At 40.5% G+C, this 14,177-nt stretch carries 17 protein-coding genes and 1 pseudogene; 7 read left to right on the top strand and 11 right to left on the bottom strand.

Translation table 11 applies throughout. The features are described 5' to 3' along the window. The first annotated feature begins 15 nt into the window (after nt 1-15). Entirely contained in the window at nt 16-225 is a 210-nt protein-coding gene (locus V7K49_RS10490) for a hypothetical protein (RefSeq protein WP_334871740.1), read from the top strand. Nucleotides 226-241: 16 nt separating this feature from the next. Here the strand turns inward: V7K49_RS10490 and petM are convergent, their stop codons facing one another. Next, on the bottom strand, nt 242-346 hold the full coding sequence (gene petM / locus V7K49_RS10485) for a cytochrome b6-f complex subunit PetM (protein WP_273768155.1): 105 nt from the start codon (nt 344-346) through the stop codon (nt 242-244). Nucleotides 347-552: 206 nt separating this feature from the next. Here petM and pdxA point away from each other — a divergent pair, with 206 nt between their 5' ends. Beyond that, complete coding sequence (gene pdxA, locus V7K49_RS10480) at nt 553-1,647, top strand: 4-hydroxythreonine-4-phosphate dehydrogenase PdxA (protein WP_334871738.1); 1,095 nt, start codon at nt 553-555, stop codon at nt 1,645-1,647. Nucleotides 1,648-2,068: 421 nt separating this feature from the next. On the opposite strand, the gene V7K49_RS10475 is transcribed toward pdxA, so the two are convergent. The 3 genes from V7K49_RS10475 to V7K49_RS10465 form a co-directional block, all read right to left on the bottom strand. Beyond that, complete coding sequence (locus tag V7K49_RS10475) at nt 2,069-2,314, bottom strand: hypothetical protein (RefSeq protein ID WP_334871737.1); 246 nt, start codon at nt 2,312-2,314, stop codon at nt 2,069-2,071. Between the two features lie 55 nt (nt 2,315-2,369). After that, nucleotides 2,370-3,188: a protein rep gene (locus V7K49_RS10470; protein WP_335205481.1), complete on the bottom strand. Its 819-nt coding sequence runs from the start codon at nt 3,186-3,188 to the stop codon at nt 2,370-2,372. A gap of 148 nt (nt 3,189-3,336) precedes the next feature. After that, complete coding sequence (locus V7K49_RS10465) at nt 3,337-4,056, bottom strand: response regulator transcription factor (protein WP_298921358.1); 720 nt, start codon at nt 4,054-4,056, stop codon at nt 3,337-3,339. Between the two features lie 657 nt (nt 4,057-4,713). Between V7K49_RS10465 and V7K49_RS10460 the strand changes: the two genes are divergently transcribed. From V7K49_RS10460 to V7K49_RS10450, 3 genes and pseudogenes are all read left to right on the top strand, one after another. Next, nucleotides 4,714-4,938 carry an NACHT C-terminal helical domain 2-containing protein gene (locus V7K49_RS10460; protein WP_334871735.1) on the top strand — a complete coding sequence of 75 codons (225 nt, stop codon included), beginning with the start codon at nt 4,714-4,716 and terminating at the stop codon, nt 4,936-4,938. Between the two features lie 111 nt (nt 4,939-5,049). Further along, a complete protein-coding gene (locus tag V7K49_RS10455) occupies nt 5,050-5,199 on the top strand; it encodes a hypothetical protein (RefSeq protein WP_335205480.1) in 150 nt (49 codons plus the stop codon). 309 nt (nt 5,200-5,508) lie between these two features. Next, nucleotides 5,509-5,955 (top strand): annotated as a pseudogene (locus V7K49_RS10450) (rhodanese-like domain-containing protein); the annotation flags it as partial. 655 nt (nt 5,956-6,610) lie between these two features. Here V7K49_RS10450 and V7K49_RS10445 read toward each other — a convergent pair. From V7K49_RS10445 to trpB, 6 genes are all read right to left on the bottom strand, one after another. Further along, nucleotides 6,611-7,240, bottom strand: coding sequence for a ribonuclease H-like domain-containing protein (locus tag V7K49_RS10445; protein ID WP_334871733.1), 630 nt, complete (start codon nt 7,238-7,240; stop codon nt 6,611-6,613). A gap of 89 nt (nt 7,241-7,329) precedes the next feature. After that, nucleotides 7,330-7,878: a CAP domain-containing protein gene (locus V7K49_RS10440; RefSeq protein WP_334797300.1), complete on the bottom strand. Its 549-nt coding sequence runs from the start codon at nt 7,876-7,878 to the stop codon at nt 7,330-7,332. A gap of 333 nt (nt 7,879-8,211) precedes the next feature. Further along, nucleotides 8,212-8,739, bottom strand: coding sequence for a CAP domain-containing protein (locus V7K49_RS10435; RefSeq protein WP_335205479.1), 528 nt, complete (start codon nt 8,737-8,739; stop codon nt 8,212-8,214). Nucleotides 8,740-9,286: 547 nt separating this feature from the next. Continuing rightward, entirely contained in the window at nt 9,287-9,574 is a 288-nt protein-coding gene (locus V7K49_RS10430) for a hypothetical protein (RefSeq protein WP_334871731.1), read from the bottom strand. 179 nt (nt 9,575-9,753) lie between these two features. Continuing rightward, on the bottom strand, nt 9,754-10,911 hold the full coding sequence (locus V7K49_RS10425) for a class I SAM-dependent methyltransferase (RefSeq protein ID WP_335205478.1): 1,158 nt from the start codon (nt 10,909-10,911) through the stop codon (nt 9,754-9,756). A 34-nt stretch (nt 10,912-10,945) separates the two neighbouring features. Next, on the bottom strand, nt 10,946-12,181 hold the full coding sequence (gene trpB / locus V7K49_RS10420; RefSeq protein ID WP_335071803.1) for a tryptophan synthase subunit beta: 1,236 nt from the start codon (nt 12,179-12,181) through the stop codon (nt 10,946-10,948). A 280-nt stretch (nt 12,182-12,461) separates the two neighbouring features. On the opposite strand from trpB, the gene V7K49_RS10415 reads away from it, so the two are divergent. Together V7K49_RS10415 and V7K49_RS10410 are read left to right on the top strand one after the other, a co-directional pair. Beyond that, on the top strand, nt 12,462-12,809 hold the full coding sequence (locus V7K49_RS10415; protein WP_335071799.1) for a translation initiation factor: 348 nt from the start codon (nt 12,462-12,464) through the stop codon (nt 12,807-12,809). 141 nt (nt 12,810-12,950) lie between these two features. Continuing rightward, complete coding sequence (locus V7K49_RS10410) at nt 12,951-13,109, top strand: YqaE/Pmp3 family membrane protein (RefSeq protein WP_334871726.1); 159 nt, start codon at nt 12,951-12,953, stop codon at nt 13,107-13,109. Between the two features lie 368 nt (nt 13,110-13,477). Here the strand turns inward: V7K49_RS10410 and V7K49_RS10405 are convergent, their stop codons facing one another. Continuing rightward, nucleotides 13,478-14,158, bottom strand: a complete 681-nt coding sequence (locus V7K49_RS10405) for a carbonic anhydrase (RefSeq protein ID WP_335205477.1) — start codon at nt 14,156-14,158, stop codon at nt 13,478-13,480. Nucleotides 14,159-14,177: the final 19 nt, after the last annotated feature.

Below are 14,177 nucleotides of genomic sequence, written 5' to 3'. Positions count from 1 at the left end.
TTGTAATAAATTTTAATGTTTTATGAAAAGAATGTTATCAGAATAACCTATGCAAACAAAAGTTTACATCTTTTCTCAGAAAATCAATTTATTTGGATAGGCTCATGGGAAAATGGCTGTCCGGTAAACGGACAAGCTTTTTTCCCAATTAGCGAAAAGTATGAACGCCAGTTTGAGGCGAACAGAACTTTTCAAGGCAAAGGAAAACCTCTTCCCTCTCAATAGCCGATTACTGTAGGGATTATTCTTCTGTGCCTTGAATTTTCAGTAACAAAGCGCCTAAGCCCCAGCCCACGAAGATTAAACCGAAGGACAATAGAGCTGCATCCAAAATTTCGCCGCCCATTGGTGTGATTCTCCTTATGCAAAGTGGTGTGTAAACTAGGTCTACCAGAAGCTTTTCAATAGTTGCTGTAGGATTAGACCTGTGTAAATAATTTTAAACTAGTTTAGCAGGTAATCCCTACTGGTTTAGAGGGCAATCCCTACTGTTGGCAGAGAGGGAGATGGGGAAATTGGGAAAGTTGATGATAATAATTATGAAGAGATTTTATGTATCAAAATAATCAAGATAATTTAGTAAATTTTTGCAAAGAGAATCGTCCGCGTTTGGTGCTGACGGTGGGAGATCCGGCGGGGATTGGGCCGGAGGTGATTTTGAAAGCTTTAGCAGATCCGGAAATTAGTAAAAAATATGACGTTACAGTGGTGGCTAACCGGGATTTGCTGGCACAGAGTTATCACAAACTGAATTTAACTGAGAATTTAGCAGCTTTGGCAAATCCAGACGAGTTGTCAATCAGCGATGTGCAGTTGGATGGGGAAATTAAAGGTGAAATTATCACCGGCATAGGTAATGCAGCGAGTGGTGCGGCTAGTTTTGCCTATATGGAATATGCGATCGCTCAAACACTCGCTGGTAAATTTGATGGTATTGTCACCGGGCCGATTGCTAAATCTGCTTGGAAAGCCGCAGGATATAATTATCCAGGGCAAACGGAACTTTTGGCACAAAAATCAGGTGTTGACCGTTTTGGGATGTTATTTGTAGCGCGATCGCCCCATACTAATTGGATACTCCGCGCTCTACTTGCTACCACACATATTCCCCTACGTCAAGTAGCCGATACATTGACACCGCAGTTGTTGACACAAAAACTGGATTTGCTGGTGGAGTGTTTGGAGAAAGATTTTGGCATAGATAGAGGGAGAATTGCGATCGCAGGTTTGAATCCTCACAGTGGCGAACAGGGACAATTGGGACATGAAGAACAGGATTGGCTTATTCCCTGGTTGGAGCAAGAGCGGCAAAATAGACCACAATTACAGCTAGATGGGCCGATACCGCCAGATACGATGTGGGTTAAGCCTGGTCAAGCTTGGTATGGAAATTCTTTAGTACAAAATCCTGCTGATGCCTACTTGGCACTTTACCACGACCAAGGCTTAATTCCTGTGAAGCTGATGGCGTTTGATCGGGCAGTTAATACTTCTATTGGTCTTCCTTTCGTTCGGACTTCACCAGATCACGGGACAGCGTTTGATATTGCGGGTAAGGGAATTGCTGATGCTACGAGTATGAAAGCAGCAATACATTTAGCAGCTGAGTTGGTTAGTCGAAGGCTGGCTAAGAGAAATTATGAATGATTATGTCTAGAAATATAACTTCTCACCAAGTACTAATTAGAAGTATTTAAGTACAGCTTTGCTCCAAACGAGAAATGCTCATTTTTCCGTTGGTTGTTAACCTTGGTTGTGATCAAGAGTAATTTAGACGTGCGTTTGCTCTGAGCAAACTGTGACGTTGTTTTGTCAAAAAAACAATTATTTTTTAGTACATTTTTCATTTGAATTAACAGCATCATCATAATCTTTATTAGATGGGATACAACTTTTATAAGTATTATTGGCATTAAGATAATCCTGAAGCAAGTCCTCAGATTCTTTCAAAAAACCATCTTTTTCTATTAATTTGTCCGTATATTTTGATAAAATAAATCTGGATTTACGATAAAATCTTGTATGTGCTTCTCCAGCACTTAGATGTAATTCAATCTCTTTTTGATAATTAAATAAATGTTTGAAATGCCGCTAAAGATGCGGAAACAATAGCTAAAAATCTTACAAAAATTACCGTATATTTCAGCGTTAAAAGTTCAAGCAAAGGAGAAAGAATTATAATGTTTATTATAATAATGCATCCACCAACAATTTTATGCTTAACTTGCTTTTTTTGAAAAGCCAGATAATGCGCGGTTTTAACAGTTCTAGAATCTGAGTTTAATTTTTCGACTTCTTGAACAATTTTCTCCATAGGTCTTAAACGAACGTTAGCTCTAATATAGCAATCTGAAATTCTTTGTAAAAAATTACTGACGGGTTAACTCTAGAAACCATTCTCTATCACCCACCAAATCTGACTCTTTCACCTGATACTTGAGAATTTCTGGGATAAGTAGTGAGGGGTTATGATGCTTTGCGATCGCGCTAGTATGAATAATTGGCTGGTAATCAATCCGTAAGCACTGCTGCCACAACGCTACCCATTTGGCATAAGAAAGATAGCCATGACTGAAATACGAAGGCGGTACCATTGCCAAAATATGTAAATGCGGGTGTGCCGAGACTCCATCTTTACTTTTAGTCACTTCAGTGGACTTCACCCAACCTTTCGCAGGCCATGCTTTCAACTCAGTCAATCGCTTAAAAGCTTTATTTATCGAATCCAAGTTATCCTTGAGTTCCTTAATTTGGCAATTCTTTACAGTCAAGGTAATAAACAGCCAACGGTGCTTGGGGTAATCAGTGACAACCTGTGGGAGAATTTTGTAAGCCCTTGCTTTCCACATGAGCGATCGTCGCCACTGACAAATTGGACAGTGACGAACCCTACAGAATCGGGCATCTGATAGCTTTAACTTGAGAATACCTTCCGATTCGTCTGGCACTAATTGAAACTCCAGCAACTCGGAACAGATTCTCATGCGCCAAGCATACTGCTGAAAAAAATGCTCGTCTGCTTTGGCATAATAATGCAAGAGTTTATCAGTATTAGCTCTGTGCTTGTCCCAAATTTTACCTATAGGCGAAACTTCGGATAAGCTCTGTATATTTGAATTTTGTTGAAACTTATCTTGAAACGATATATTAAAAGCAATAAAGTTACTGTCTGAGGCTTGAGCAGACACGAAATTACTAAATCAGTTTGTATCAATGTCCCAAATTAACGCAAGTTATCCAGTCAAGCCTCAGTAAAAGTATTTAAGTAAGCAATAAGACTAATGCTGACTTATCTGAGTCGTTCATTATTATCAAGTACTGCCGAAATCAGAAAGATCAGGAATCAGTATTTTCGTCGGGCGCTTCAAACTTGTAACCATAGCCCCGCACAGTTTTAATAAACTCCGGTATGCTGGCATCGACTTCCATCTTCTTACGAAGCTGACCAATATGCACATCAACCACTCGGCCATCTCCTATGTAGTCGCAACCCCAGATTTTTTGGATTAGCTGTGGACGACTCCAAGCCTGATTAGGATGACTTGCCAAAAAATGTAAGATATTAAATTCCAGCGCTGTTAAAGCCAGAGGTCTATCATTAAGTGTTACCTCCCGACCCTCTGGGTTAATTGCTAGCTGCTTAAAGAGAATACGTTGTGTTGGGGAGGGGTTGATGTAGCGTATCCGCCTTAAAAGAGCTTCTACTCTAACTTCAACTTCTGCAAGACTAAATGGTTTAGTCATGAAATCATCAGCACCTGCGCTCAAGATTTTAATTTTATCAGCCTCGTCAGTCCTACTAGTCAGTATCAGCACTAAAACATTAGTACGACTCTGCATTTCTTGGCAGAGGCTATAACCATTAACATCGGGCAAATTCCAATCCAGAATTACTAAAGTTGGATTGAATTGCTCAAACAACGACAAGGCAGTCTTACCATCTGCTGCCGACTCTATTTGATATTTCCGACTTAAAAAACGATACACGAGATTTCGGACACCGAAGTCGTCATCAACGATCAGAATTTTGGGAGTAGTCTCAGAAACCATAACCATAATGCTGCCTATTGTGGATTGGGCGATTTGCTGTTGTGCCAGTTTTGCTTGAGGTGTTTCTGTTGAGAATGTATTCACACGCGTCTATGCTGAGTACTATCGCTACTGTAGTACTTGTGTACAATTAATTTTCCATAAATATGAAAACTTCAATCATCTAATGCTTATAGAATATATAATTATTGGATGATTTTTGTAAAATTTTTAATTTTTATTGTATAATCATAAACTTTTATAGTGAAGATGAGTGTAATTGAAGACCATCTCCATAACCGCAAATAGTCGAGAGAAATAACAAACACCACAGCAATTGCTACAACTTTGGAAGAGTAACGCACTACCTGATTAATTAGGTATCTACAAAGGCTCACAAACAAAGCTATAAGCCAAACTAGATTCTAAACTCCTATTTCCCCAAATGTACTCTAGGCAACAGGTATGTCTTCTTGAACAGGGTCTACGAAAATTTACTCAGCGTGCATTTACATGTAGCTACCCTCTTAAGCATATAGTATACTACAAGTTTCAGCATAAGACTATGACAAGTCTTGGACTGGCGGCAAGCTAAGGGTCATGTTGCCAGTTTTGCCAAAATTTTTGTCAGATCTTAATCTGGCGAAGGGGAGTCTTGCAGATTGAGATTGGAACCCCACCTGATTGAAAGCCACCAAAAGTTGGTGCTTTTACATTAAACCCGCATCGGGTTGCCGCCTGTGCATTGGGATAGGGAAACAATTTCCCCAAGTCTCCAAATCTGGCCATACCTTGAGTCCTCTTGGTAAAGCCTGGGATGAACAATTAAGAGATATGCTGATTAAGTATCACAATATTGGTTATGGGCAGTTTAACGAACCGCAAAAAGAATTGCTTCAGCAATATTAAGATATCAATAAATTACTGGTAGATTGCTTTAATATAGCGGTTCCCGCATGGGTAAGATACAGAAAAAATAATTAATCACAGATGAACACAGATACAAGGTAGGACACGGCAATGCCGTGTCCTACCTTGATATCTGATTCAAATGAGAATCGCTATAGCGCTGCTTGTATAACTCTAACAGTGCAGCAAGAGATTGAAAAGATATTATTGTTAGCGATCGCAGATATTGAAAAAGTCCAAAATTACTATATTAATGATTGAATATTTTTAATTTTAAACTAAGATTTTTTCAGTTATGTAGGGATTATAGTAAATTTAATTTTATTTAAATTTGGCTGGATTATTCAATATCATCAACATAAAATTTAAATATATTTAATTAACTTAATATAAAATATTGTCTTCTTATAGTCTTAAATGGCTTTATTGGCAATTGATTAATTGGTAGAAATTATTTAAATTACCCACTCTATCTGAGGAGAGAGTTTGAAAATATTCATCCCAGAGAAAGAGCAATTAAATATGCTTAGTCCATTAAATTGCTATTAATATCGTCAATAAAGAATAATTATGACTAACAATTTAGCAGGCGGCATCATTCCCCCACAGCCACCAATAGAAGCACAATCTGAAGCTCATGTCTTGAAGACTCGTCTAGAATGGGGCGAACCAGCTTTTACAATACTGGATGTGCGCGATCGCAACACCTTCAACGAAGGTCACATTATGGGAGCGATGCCGATGCCAGTAGATCAATTAGTAGAGCGGGCAGTAGCTTCTTTGGCTAAGAGCCGGGATATTTACGTTTACGGGGCTAATGAAGAAGAAACTGCCCAAGCCGCACAACAACTGCGTTCTAATGGATTTGAGCATGTCTCTCAACTCAAAGGTGGTCTTGCTGCGTGGAAGGAGATCGGTGGCCCAACAGAAGGCATTGTCGAATCAACAACTCCTCCAGGTGCAGATGACTACAATGTGGTAGATCGGCTAAAAAATCACCAAGAGAATCTGCAAAAGGGAGGCACTAGCCCGACAGAAGCCATTAAAAGGGGAGCCAGTAACCTAAAAGAAGGCATTCAAGAGGGGGCCAGTAATTTAAAGGAAAGCATTCAAGAGGGAGCCAGTAACCTAAAAGAAGGCATTCAAGAGAAAGCCAGTGACGCTAAGGAGAAAGCTAGTGACGTCAAGGAAGGCATTCAAGAGAAAGCCAGTGAGGTAAAGCAAGACATTCAAGAGAAAGCCGGTGACGTCAAAGAAGGCATCCAAGAGAAAGCCAGCGACGTGAAGCAAGACATTCAAGATAAAACCAGTGACGTGAAGTAAGACATTAGTGAATCTAGAACTCCTACAGGTTCAGATGATTCCAATGTTGGCTCTTATGCATAAAATAAGTTAGCAAATCAGCAATAGACTTCTTGCAAAATCTGAATTTCTCGTGAGGAAATAAGTCAGAATTCACAGAGAACTCTGAGCCGCGGCTTTTGCCATTCCCCGTACCCCAATGAGGAAGCAAGCTACGTAATAGCGTGCAGGAGAACAAGTTGCCGTTCGCCCTTGGCGTTGACTATAAGAAAAGGCATGTGATAAGTTGAAGAGTCAGGAGACAAAATATTCTGCCTCCAGAGGCTTGTCCTCCAGAAATATAACTTTTGCAAGAGGTTTACTGTTTGATTCAGTGTTCAAACAAATCCTTGAATTGCAACAAATCCAAAGAAACAATTGTTGGTAGAAATTCAAAACATTCTTGAGCAATTTCCCAACGTTCTTCTCGTTTGAGCATTTCTGTTAACTTCTGCCGCACACTAAGTAAGTAGCGCACATCATTGGCAGCATAACTCAGTTGAGCTTCAGATAAACTAGCAGCATTACCCCAATCAGAACTTTGAGAGCTTTTATCCAGTTCCACTTTTTCTAACTCTTGCACCACATCTTTGAGTCCGTGGCGATTTGTGTAAGTACGGGCTAACTTACTAGCAATTTTGGTGCAAAAAACAGGCTGAACCTGAATCCCCAGATTGGCTCGTAAAGTGGCAAGGTCAAAGCGAGCAAAGTGAAACACTTTTACAACATTTGCCGCTTCCAAGAGTTTTTTTAAGTTTGGAGCGTCAGCTTGTCCTTTGACTATGCGAATTGCAGTCACTTTTCCTTCTAGATTGCACAGCTGGACAAGACACAAGCGATCGCGTTGCGGCAATAATCCCATCGTTTCTGTATCAACTGCGATCGCTGTAGATTCTAAATACTGGCTAAGGGCTGCGTCACTGAGGTCGCGATCACTCACCTGAAAATCTAATAATGTCATGAATTGTTCAAAAATAATTGCAGTGTCCAGCAGATAAAAGTCTTGTCAGACACTACATTATTATTGTGCAAAAAAATCAGAAATTAAATCTACCTAGTGCGAAAAAACATTTGTGTAAGGTAGACTTCGCCTTGATTATTAGTAGCAACGCCAATTCCAGTCAGGTTATAATTTCCTTTAAGATTTTTTAAATGTCCGGGACTGTTGATCCAACCAGTAACAGCTTCGTCCACAGGGTTGCTATATCCCCGATTGAAAGCAACATTTTCCGCCGCACTGTTGTAGCGAATAGGGATAGCTTTGACTCGCCGTTCAAATCCTTGATGGCTAAATGGCGTTTTACCTTTAGCCATATTTTGACTATGAATTCTTGCCTGTCGAGTGATATTTGCATTTGTGGTCAACTTTGGCAGTCCTTTAGAAGCCCGATATCGATTAATTTCGTCAAAAACTGATTTTTCTAGCTCTGTAGTTTTAAAAGTAGGAGTCGATATTGCAACCTGACTGGAAAAAAGTGACAACAGCTTATTACGGGTGGATGTATTTGTAGAAGGATAATTTGGTATCGGAACAGTCGTTAATCCACTAGCAAGGACAAGCGCACTTAAAGCGATGCCAAAAGCAGTTTGTCGGAACATGGAGAATTGCGTAATGTGTAGAGATGACTTCTACTCTATCCTATAGTTCCAACAATATATACCATGATCCTATTAAGGATTGATGAATTTCGGCAATCTGGCTACATCGTTGTACAGGAAGTATAAACAATCATTTCCAATTGTCAATACTTCAATAAATAAGCTTCATGAAATCACGGTTATTTTTACTGATAATTTAAGAATTTTCATCAATTACTCAAAAAATAATCTTGTCTTCAATAGACAAATGTCATTGAAACTACATTATTCAGCCTGCTAGCAGGCTGAAGTCTGGGGAATTTGAGAAAACAAACCTAAATTTTACCAAATCTATCAGCGAAGGAAAATTTGTGTGAAGTAGATTGCGCCTCTACTGTTGCTAGCGACACCAATCCCCGTCTTATCATAATTACCTTTGATATTGGCTAGATGCCCTGGACTTTTGAGCCAGCCTTGAACAGCTATTGTGGCAGGATCACTATATCCCTGGTTGTAAGCAACATTTTCACCAGCTGCTCTGTAAGGAATACCGATTGCTATAACACGTTCTGAAAATCCCGTATGTCCAAAGGAAACTGTACCATTAGCCATGTTCTGACTGTGAATCCTGGCTTGATTCTCGATGGCAGAATTACGAGTCAGCGCTGGTAGCCGTTGGGAAGCTCTGTAGTTATTAATTTGGTTGAAAACCGACTGTTCTAAAGTAGCAGTGTCTATTCTAGATGCTGCAATATTAAAAGTATCACTTAATACATATGAGCTTTTTGATGTAAAAGTTTGATTTGTTACCGGAGTAGCGATCGCTCCACTATTGAGAATAATGCTGCTTAAAGCAAGTCCGTAAATTGTTGTTTTAATCATTTGCTGTAACTAAAGTTACAGACAATCTAACCAAGCTAGGTCAATGTGACAAATTGGTTATCGGTCTATATACCTCTGTTTATGAGGTTTTATGTTCAAAAACTACCAGCAAACGTTTAAATTCACGATTTTACGAAAGTTTCTTCATATTTATAAAAAATTGCCATCTACCATTAGTATGATAATTTTTAGATAAGCCCCTTTATGCACTTCATTGTGTAATACACGAATATTTCCAATATTTGGCTAATAATGGTTAAAAAATAATCAAAAATTCCCAACAATTAGCAGTATTAATATTTAGTAAGAATAATTATTATAAACTATTTTTGAATGTAAAGAGATAAATATACTAAGTACTAATACTGTTTAAATTGCGAAATATAGAATATACAGCAGTTTTCTTTTGCATGAAGTACAAAGCTACGGGTTTGGAGGCAGGAGGTAAAAACTCTTTATATCTGATTTTGAGTCCTGCCTTTTGTAGCTCACTTACTTGCAAACTGCTGTAAATGGCATAAATTTTTTCACTAAAACTTCTGGGCGACTAGCTTTGGTTGAGAGTTTCTAACTCTTCCTGTACCACGCGCAACACCCGCGCAATATATTCTGCACGCCACTGTTCCCGTTCCTTAGTTACTTTGGCATCCGGCTCGTAAGCTTCAATCTCAGTAGCCGATAAAATCCCTTTAACCTCTAACACCTGTTCAATGGTGTCCAGCCGCTCACGCAACACGGATACCTCACCAGTCAAAGCCATGACGATCGCCAACAATTTATCGCTTTGCGGATTGTCTAAGTAAACAGGTCGTTTACCCTTAGCTATTTTTGCCATCCTAATACCAATTCTCCAAAAATAAGACTACACATACAAAAGAAAGAAACCCAGATAAAATCTGACTTTCTCAATTACGTTAGGGAGTCCGCGTTCCTTGCGCGTCTCGTAGAGAGCGTCATTACGATTTACGTTAGCGAGTCCGCGAACGTGATTACGAATTGGTATACTTCCTCTGCTTACTTAGTTGCAGCAACTACAAACCAAGTGCCTTGGCTGCCTGAGTTACCCTTTTTAAACAGGTCATTAGTTACTTTTGCTTTCCATGCCCCATTAGGGACAAACTTCTCGAATGTCTTATCTGCTGCAAAACCAGCCTCAGTAGCTAGCGTCACTAAATCCAGATCGCGTACAGCACTCCAGAAGGGTTCGTTGTTGTTAGCGGTTTGCCAATCAAACATGAACTGTGCATACACATCCATGTGACGATAGAGAGGTGCTTCCACATGGAGCATCATTCCACCAGGAGCCAGTAGACGATAAGATTCTTGCATAACTTTACGGACGGCTGGCGGGGGAATTTCGTGCAGCAAAATGTGAGAAACCACTAAGTCAAATGATTCATCTGGAAAGTTAGTGTGTTCGGCATTTTGCTGAGAGAAGTGTACCCGTTTTCCTAAGGATTCGGCTCTTGCATGAGCATAACGCAACATGGGTGCGCCTACATCTATGGCATGGACTTCTGCATCTGGGAAACCATCTACATAGGGTAATGTGCTATTGCCGGCAGAACATCCCATATCGAGAATTTTTCTGGGTCGAAAGTCGGGATATTCTGGTAGGATGTAGTTCTGGACTATAGATAGCCCTATATCATCGTTAAGCGGCCCCAACCAACCTACACCATAAACGTAAGAGCCGCGATCATAAGTTGCACCAGCAGCTATATCATCAGCAGTGAATTCACTGTGATATCCTCCGGGCATACAGTGAATGTCTACAGCCTTTTCATAAGTAGGTATTTGAAAATTTGGGTCGAGGGTTAAAGTACCCAGTTCACTACCCTGATCTTTGGCACGCTCAATCAACTCTGGCAGTTGTCTGTCAACGCTGGTATTTACAGCATCCCATAACATTTCCTGGTTGATTCGCTTCAGGGCACCCGTCCAGCGGTAGTAGGGTTCATCCTGCATTACTTCCCGAATTTCATAACGATTCTGGGGAGGACGCTGATGTTCTTGTTCAAACTTCGGCTTGGCTAGTTTTTCATAAAGTACTTTATTCCCAGGATAGATATTTCTGGAAATGTGCATAGTCAGACTTTGCACAAAGTTTTGGCGTGCCAACTCGTCGTGAGTGGGTTGCGGTAGCATAGAGTGTTGGAATTGTTGATCCATTATTGCTTTCTCTCAAAAATTAGATATACATTTTTTACGCATCATTTAATAACTTGGCTACTGTATGTACATCCTTATCGCCGCGTCCAGAGCAGTTAATTACAATCCGCGGACTGTCGGTTAGTTGGGGACATAGAGTTTCGAGGTAGGCGATCGCATGGGCTGTTTCCAATGCCGGGATAATCCCTTCCAATTTTGACAATCGCTGGAATGCCGCCAAAGCCTCTGCATCCGTCACACTATAGTATTCGGCACGACCAATATCCTTCAAATAGCTATGTTCTGGACCTACACCGGGATAATCTAAACCTGCACTAATTGAGTGTGCCTCAATGATTTGCCCATCCTCATCTTGCAGGAGATAGCTCATTGCTCCGTGCAATACACCAACTCGTCCTTTTGTCAAGGTTGCTGCGTGTTTTTGGGTATTGACACCTTCTCCGGCTGCCTCAATCCCAATAAACCGTATAGAAGACTCATTAATAAACTCATAGAATAGTCCCATAGCATTGGAACCACCACCGACACAAGCCAAGAGAATATCAGGCAATACACCCCACTTTTCGATTGCTTGGGCGCGAGTTTCTTGGCCAATTACTGCATGGAAATCACGTACCATCATCGGGTAAGGATGGGGCCCTGCTACCGAACCCAGGATGTAGTGAGTTGTTTCCACATTTGTCACCCAATCGCGGATTGCTTCAGAAGTGGCATCCTTGAGCGTTCCTGTTCCCGCTTCCACCGGACGCACTTCTGCCCCCATCAGTCGCATTCTGAACACATTCAAAGCTTGGCGTTCCATGTCATGAACGCCCATGTAAATTATGCATTCCAGCCCAAAACGAGCGCAAACTGTTGCCGTAGCAACTCCATGTTGTCCAGCACCTGTTTCGGCAATAATTCGTTGCTTACCCATGCGCTTTGCCAACAATACTTGACCAAGGGCATTATTAATTTTGTGAGCACCAGTATGATTTAAATCCTCACGCTTTAAATAAATTTGTGGCCCTGTGCGATCGGGTCGGGCATAATGAGCAGTGAGGCGTTCAGCGAAATACAATGGTGTGGCACGTCCTACATAGTCCCGTAATAACTGCTGTAGTTCTGCTTGAAAACCAGGATCATTGCGGTATTGCTGATAAGCTGTTTCTAATTCAGCAAGGGCAGGCATGAGCGTTTCAGGTACATACTTACCGCCAAAGCGTCCAAAGCGGCCTAGCGTATCGGGAACCTGAGCAATTGAACTTGGAGATAGGGGAGTGGTAGTCACAAGCTAATTTTGATGACGGGAATGACTTAATTATTATAGAAAAGTCTGGGGCATATATGGGGAATGGTGATTAGGAACTAAATTCTTCGTTGATACTCAATGCCCAATACAACTCTTGGAGAGGCTGCGCCAACGACGCCGCTCAGTACAAGTGCCCCATGCCCAATTCCTTTAAATCCCTTGCAATGTATTTGTGATGTTAGCCTAGAAATTGATATCCCAGCAGAATGGTTGCGTAGAAGTTTCCACTGCCTTTGAAATTTTCTTAAACATTCATTTTATGTCTTCTTCCAATCCCAAATCTTCTGACAAAAGCTTTGTCTACCGCGAATTTGGCAACGACAACTCCGCCGCCACAGAAAGACCAATTCCAGAACTGCCCTCACAAGAACAAAATCTCAAAGTACAAGCTTCCCGCAAAGGACGCAAAGGCAAAACTGTCACGGTGATTAGCGGTTTTCAAGCCAAACCAGAAACCTTGGCAGATTTGGTGAAACAGTTGAAAACCCAGTGCGGCACAGGTGGGACAATTAAAGATAACGAAATTGAAATTCAGGGCGAACACAAGCAGAAAATTGTCGAGATTTTAACCAAACTAGGTTACAAAGCCAAAATCAGCGGTGGCTAATCTTAAGTGCGGTTTACCGGATCTCAACCGTGACCTAGATTGAGAGGGGCAATGTTATCTTTGAGAGGTACAAATATACTTGAGCAGTGGTGAATCACTTCACCGACAAGCTGTCTTTGGTGAGATTAATAGGAGGTTCAAATGGATTTAGTTCGTCTTTTGTGTGCCATTTTCTTACCGCCTTTGGGAGTTTTTTTGCAAGTAGGTTTTGGTGTAGACTTTTGGATTAATATAGTTTTGACGCTTTTTGGTTACATTCCTGGGATTATTCATGCAGTGTGGATAATTTTGAAGAAATAATTCTTTGTAAGTGGAGGTTGGGTGTACCAACCTTGACAGAGGCAATTCATAAATTGCCTCTAGAAAAAGACTTAAAAATTGGATATCTGCAAAGTTTTGAACAAGAATTTAGAAAAGAGCATTCTGAATTGTGGATTTTACATTCTTATTCAAAAGTTTGCCGGAGGTAAGCTGTTACATATACAACTTGTATTATCAGGCCGGGCAGGATACCCACCCCATAATCATCTTGAAAAAATATTAGTGCAAATTAAAAGCGCAACAGCTTATTACAAGACTGTAGCGAAAAAGTAATTATTTCTTTTACTTAAAATAAAAACTCTAAAGACACGAGCAATCATGTCTCCAAAGTATAACTTTCTGTGGCACTAAATACCGAATTGACTATCATTTTTTAACATGGCGTAGAGTCTAAACTCTAGAAGCAAGGGGCAAGTGTGCAATTGCCATTGTTTAGTTAAGACGTTCAAATCTTTGATCAACCCAGTGCTTATATCTAGTACCCAGCCATGAACCATAGGCGCTTTTCGCTCATAGAGTACCTGACGCATGATGGAAGTTTGGTAAATATTTTTTACTTGCGCCACAACATTGATCTCCGCCAAACGATTCAGACGTTCTTCTCTTGTTGGCAAGGCATCAATTTCTTGTTGTTTCTGTAAATATAGTTCTCGAATCGGATTTACCCAGTTATCAAGAATTCCGATGGTTCTCCCTTCTAAAGCCGTCTTAATTCCTCCGCAATCGTAGTGACCACAAACGATAATATGTTCCACCCCAAGATGTAAAATCGCGTATTCTAAAACGGCTAAAAAGTTAATATCCGTTAGAGAAACTTGATTGGCAATATTACGATGTACAAATAACTCTCCCGGCTCTGTACCGGTAAATCTTGTTAATGCCAGACGACTATCAGAACATCCGATGTATAGAAAAGGTGGTGTTTGTCCGCTAGATAATTCTTGAAAGTAAGTTGGGTCTAGAGCCAGTTTCTCGGTAACCCAAGCCTGATTATTTCTCAATAGTTCATCAATGCTGTTATATTTCATCTTTCGTCCAATTCGAGAG

It is taken from the genome of Nostoc sp., assembly GCF_036919675.1.
Classification (GTDB): Bacteria; Cyanobacteriota; Cyanobacteriia; order Cyanobacteriales; family Nostocaceae; genus Nostoc.
This window is presented reverse-complemented; position numbering and strand designations above follow the sequence as displayed.

Bases quoted from the DNA above. Each gene is read 5' to 3' on its own strand.
- petM (WP_273768155.1), bottom strand. From the start codon at position 346: ATGGGCGGCGAAATTTTGGATGCAGCTCTATTGTCCTTCGGTTTAATC.
- pdxA (WP_334871738.1), top strand. From the start codon at position 553: ATGTATCAAAATAATCAAGATAATTTAGTAAATTTTTGCAAAGAGAAT.
- V7K49_RS10445 (WP_334871733.1), bottom strand. From the start codon at position 7,240: ATGACATTATTAGATTTTCAGGTGAGTGATCGCGACCTCAGTGACGCA.
- V7K49_RS10465 (WP_298921358.1), bottom strand. From the start codon at position 4,056: ATGGTTATGGTTTCTGAGACTACTCCCAAAATTCTGATCGTTGATGAC.
- V7K49_RS10440 (WP_334797300.1), bottom strand. From the start codon at position 7,878: ATGTTCCGACAAACTGCTTTTGGCATCGCTTTAAGTGCGCTTGTCCTT.
- V7K49_RS10415 (WP_335071799.1), top strand. From the start codon at position 12,462: ATGTCTTCTTCCAATCCCAAATCTTCTGACAAAAGCTTTGTCTACCGC.
- V7K49_RS10475 (WP_334871737.1), bottom strand. From the start codon at position 2,314: ATGGAGAAAATTGTTCAAGAAGTCGAAAAATTAAACTCAGATTCTAGA.
- V7K49_RS10410 (WP_334871726.1), top strand. From the start codon at position 12,951: ATGGATTTAGTTCGTCTTTTGTGTGCCATTTTCTTACCGCCTTTGGGA.
- V7K49_RS10405 (WP_335205477.1), bottom strand. From the start codon at position 14,158: ATGAAATATAACAGCATTGATGAACTATTGAGAAATAATCAGGCTTGG.
- V7K49_RS10490 (WP_334871740.1), top strand. From the start codon at position 16: ATGTTTTATGAAAAGAATGTTATCAGAATAACCTATGCAAACAAAAGT.
- V7K49_RS10430 (WP_334871731.1), bottom strand. From the start codon at position 9,574: ATGGCAAAAATAGCTAAGGGTAAACGACCTGTTTACTTAGACAATCCG.
- V7K49_RS10455 (WP_335205480.1), top strand. From the start codon at position 5,050: ATGCCGTGTCCTACCTTGATATCTGATTCAAATGAGAATCGCTATAGC.
- V7K49_RS10435 (WP_335205479.1), bottom strand. From the start codon at position 8,739: ATGATTAAAACAACAATTTACGGACTTGCTTTAAGCAGCATTATTCTC.
- V7K49_RS10425 (WP_335205478.1), bottom strand. From the start codon at position 10,911: ATGGATCAACAATTCCAACACTCTATGCTACCGCAACCCACTCACGAC.